Source organism: Komagataeibacter europaeus LMG 18890, assembly GCF_000285295.1.
GTDB classification, from domain to species: domain Bacteria; phylum Pseudomonadota; class Alphaproteobacteria; order Acetobacterales; family Acetobacteraceae; genus Komagataeibacter; species Komagataeibacter europaeus.
In genome coordinates, this window is the sequence record NZ_CADP01000287.1 from 1 (window position 1) to 1,397 (window position 1,397).

Here is a 1,397-nt window from a genome sequence, read left to right on the forward strand (position 1 = left end):
CCCCAGAACGAGCAGCTTCCTTATTTCCCGGTTGCCCGTTTTCGTAATCCTGCCCAGCCGGACCTTTCCGCCGGACGAGTGCTGCCGCGGCACAAGTCCAAGCCAGGCCGCGAAGTGCCGCGCACTTTCGAAAGTGTCGATATCCGTGACAGATGCCACGATCAAGGACGCGGTCATCGGGCCGATGCCGGGTATTGTCAAAAGACGACGGGCATCTTCGTCCTGCCTGGCGTGCGCCTGGATTCGCCTTTCCAGGCATCCGATGCTTTCACTCAACTTTCCGTATTGTTCGAAGAGCAAAATGACGGTCTGCTTCATGACGTCGGGCAAATCGGGTGATGTCTCGATTTTCGCCAGAAGATCGGGCAGGCGACTGTTTCCCAACGGCACGATCAAGCCGAATTCCGCTGCAAGCGCGCGCAACGCATTGACCAGCATCGTCTGCTGTTTGACCAATAGTGTGCGCGTTGAGTGTAACGAGAGCAGGCTTTGCTGTTCTTCGTTTTTGATCGGGACGAAGCGCGTGTCGGGATGGAGTGCCGCAAGACAAATGGCTGCGGCGTCAACAGCGTCGTTTTTCTTGCCACGTTTGACGAACGGCTTGACCATGTCCGGCGGAATAAGTTTCACGTCATGACCCGCATCGCGGATGACGCGCGCCCAATGATGCGATGTGCCGCAAGCTTCGAGCACGACCTGACACCGCTCGAGTTTCCCGAAGAATGAGGCAACCTCACTGCGCCCGAGCTTTCGCTTGAGAAGACATTTTCCATTTGCATCTGTGCCGTGCGCCTGAAAAACGGACTTGGCGATATCCAGGCCGATCATGGTAATTTTCATCCGGGCGGTCTCCTCTGAATGGTCATTCCGACCCCAGCATGGCACATTGATGCCGCATGGAGGCCGTCCACCCCATCTTCAATCGTGAAGGACTGGCGATCGAGGTTGATTTTTCCCTGCCAGCCTGTCGGGTTGTCCGCTGTCTGGAACAGGTTATGGAGTGGCGTGGCAGGCCTGAGGCCATCCGAATGGATAATGGCCCTGAATATGTCAGTCATACGTTGGTTTCATGGGCCGAAAAACAGGGGATTACCCTGATCTATACGCAACCGGGTAATCCGCAGCAGAACGCCTATATTGAACGCTACAACAGAACTGTCCGGCAGGAATGGCTGGAGCAGTATTTGTTTGAAAGCATTCAGGACGTGCAGGAGGTCGCAACACAATGGCTCTGGACATATAACCATGACAGACCCAACATGGGGAACAGCGGGCTAACCCCCGCCCAGAAACTAAAAACAGCTGCCTGAATTCTCATTCAATGCCCCACTAAAAATGGGGGGATTACCTAGTACGCTGCGGCCTTTTTGACTTGCAGATGGCCGAAGTCGGCGCGC

At 55.3% G+C, this 1,397-nt stretch carries 1 protein-coding gene and 1 pseudogene; one reads left to right on the forward strand and one right to left on the reverse strand.

The window, feature by feature from the left end; genetic code table 11:
• On the reverse strand, positions 1–840 hold an 840-nt coding region (locus tag GEU01_RS21800; RefSeq protein WP_019086757.1), incomplete at its 3' end, for an IS110 family RNA-guided transposase.
• 77 nt (positions 841–917) lie between these two features.
• On the opposite strand from GEU01_RS21800, the pseudogene GEU01_RS23870 reads away from it, so the two are divergent.
• Positions 918–1,310, forward strand: a pseudogene (locus GEU01_RS23870) (integrase core domain-containing protein); the annotation flags it as partial.
• Positions 1,311–1,397: the final 87 nt, after the last annotated feature.